This is a genomic window from Psittacicella hinzii (assembly GCF_003585935.1).
Classification (GTDB): Bacteria; Pseudomonadota; Gammaproteobacteria; order Enterobacterales; family Psittacicellaceae; genus Psittacicella; species Psittacicella hinzii.
In genome coordinates this window covers 1-2,325 of the sequence record NZ_NRJG01000165.1, presented here as the reverse complement: position 1 = coordinate 2,325, position 2,325 = coordinate 1, and the positions used below count along the sequence as shown (strand labels likewise).

Annotated in this window: 1 protein-coding gene; it reads left to right on the top strand. The window is 32.8% G+C overall.

The window, feature by feature from the left end:
* The first annotated feature begins 385 nt into the window (after positions 1 to 385).
* The gene (locus CKF58_RS07525) at positions 386 to 2,296 is read left to right on the top strand and encodes a SurA N-terminal domain-containing protein (RefSeq protein WP_119532553.1); all 1,911 of its coding nucleotides are present in this window, start codon (positions 386 to 388) and stop codon (positions 2,294 to 2,296) included.
* Positions 2,297 to 2,325: the final 29 nt, after the last annotated feature.

Sequence of the window (2,325 nt, the reverse complement as noted above, 5' to 3'; positions counted from 1 at the left end):
GTACTATTATGAATTAGTACTATGGACTAGTATTATGAATTAGTACTATGGACTAGTATTATGAATTAGTGCTATGAATAAGAACAATGAACTCGCATTATGAATTAGAGCGATGAGCTCGCATTATAAACTCGTATTATGAATTTAGGGATTGGTAATTAAAGATCTTACCCGAAAATCAAGAAAATATTGTATAATTAATCAGACTTTCTAAGTTTTTTACCGTAGGTAGCTTCGTGTTATTTGTCGAGCTCGGTTTAGAGAATTTAAAATTTTTTACTTAGAAAAAAGTCACGGGTTTCTTGCTATTTCCAAGGAGAACGAGCCTTGAATAGCTTTTATTATTTTTATTATTGTTTAACCCTTAACTTAAGGTAAACACTTCATGATCGGTAAGTTTAACTCATTCCAAAAATCTTGGATCTGGAAAATTATCCCGTTAGCTATTGCTATTCCTTTCGTGATTCAAACGATTACAGGTTCGAATCTTGGTACTCCACAAAAGAACTATTTAGTATCGTTTAAAGATAAAAACGCAGGAATTTTATATAGCGAATTCCAACAAGTTTATCAACAACAATATAATCGCTTATTACAACAATTCGGACAAGAAGAGTTCGAAAAGTTCATGACACCAGAAAACGATCAATTACTGAAAAACTCAGTATTAGATAGTTTAATCAACGATCGTTTACGTGTATTCTACGCTAATGATATTGGTGTAACTGTAAGCGAAGACGATATTATTAATAATATCCGTAATAATAAAGCATTCTGGGTAAACGGTAAGTATTCGGAAGATCGTATTAAAATGTTCTTACAATACTACAACATGACTACCCAACAATACTTCGCTTTATTATCAAACAATATTAAAGACGAAGCTGTAAGTACATTCTTAAATAACTCAGTAGTAGTTACTCCACAAGAAGTAGCTATTAACGCACGTTTAGCTCTACCATCAGCACAAATTCAAGTAGCAACGGTTGAAGCTAAAGATTACGTTAATGATATTACTCCTACTGAAGAACAATTAACTAATTACTACAATAAGCATAAAGCTGATTACGCAATTCCTGCTGAAGCAACAATTAGTTACATTCGTTATAACCGTAATGAGTTCTTAAAAAATGTAGCAGCACCAACTGATGCTGAAATTAAAGAGTACTTTGATAGTCACCAAGATCAGTTTGCACAATACACTTATAACTTAAATGACATTGTTGTTAAAACCCAAGCGGCAGCTGATGATGTATTAGCAGCTTTAGATAGTGGTATGAGTTTTGCTGATGCTGCTAAAGAATACTCAACTGACTTAGGTTCAAAAAATAAAGGTGGTAGCTTAGGAACACTAAAAGCTAGCGACCTACCGGAAGCTCTAGCAAAAGTAGTTGAGATTATGGGTGAAAAAACTCACTCATTAGCAATTAAAACAGATGATGGTAACTTCCACATTCTGTACTTAAACTCTAAAGCGTTTAGCTCAACTTCACTTGAAGAAGCAAAAGCACAAATCAGCCAAACTTTATTACAAGCTAAACAACAAACTTACTTACAAGATCTATTTGCTAAGGTTTCTAATATTGTTGAAGAAGGTGGCAATATTGAAGCAGTTGCTAAAGTATTAGGTCTTAAAGTAGAAACTACTCAAGCCTTTACCCAAGAAGATGCTCCTGAAGTATTACCTAAAGATGTAGTAAAACTAGCATTTAACGGTACTTTAGAAGCTGGTAAAGTGAACGCACCACAAGGTGTACAAGATACTCAAGATGAAATCGTTGTTCAATTAGATTCATTTAAAGATACTGTTTACCGTCCTTTAGATGAAGTTAAAGCTGATGTAATCGCTAAAACGAAATTAGACATTGCACAAAACAGTCAAATCACGCGCTTAAAACAAGTGGCAAATGACTTAAATATGCCTAATGTTACAGAAGCAAAACAACAAGAAATTTTAGATCAAGCTGGTATTAAATTATCAGAATTACGTACTTTACCTTTCTATCAACAAGGTAAAGATAACCTACCATTCTATAAATATCTGTTCACAGAAAGCTATAATGGTCACAAAGTTGACTACATTACAGTTCCTGTAGAAGATTCGCACATTGTGTATTTAATTGCCGTTCATGGCTTTACTACTGATAAAGTAAGTCCTGAAGTTGAAAACGCATTTAAATCACAAATCGAACAAGTTGCTACTCAAAGTTATGTAGATAATTTCATGCAATCATTACGTACTGTATATGAAGTGAAAATTAACTATGACTTATTAGGTAGTTCTTCAGATAATTAATAAAAAATAAAATAGGAGAGCCCCATAAT